Consider the following 221-nt stretch of genomic DNA (forward strand, 5'->3'; position numbering starts at 1 on the left):
CTCAATGGCCTGCTGGCCTGGGTGATGTTCCGCTCGGCGCGCGAACACCGGTCCATCGCGCTGGAGGCCGATGCGCGCCATCTGGTCACCGACGTGTGGACCTCGGCGGGGGTGCTGGTGGGCATTGCCGGCGCCGCACTCACGGGCTGGCTGTGGCTGGATGCCGTGGCAGCCATGGCGGTGGCGCTCAATATCCTCAAGGAAGGGCTGGAGCTGGTCTG

General features: G+C 68.8%; 1 protein-coding gene. It reads left to right on the forward strand.

The annotated features are described in order from the left end of the window. The coding region (locus DBV10_RS22560) for a cation transporter (protein ID WP_158616845.1) at positions 1 to 221 on the forward strand (221 nt) is incomplete at both ends.

The sequence above is a fragment of the Acidovorax sp. FJL06 genome (assembly GCF_003852545.1).
Taxonomy (GTDB): domain Bacteria; phylum Pseudomonadota; class Gammaproteobacteria; order Burkholderiales; family Burkholderiaceae_C; genus Acidovorax.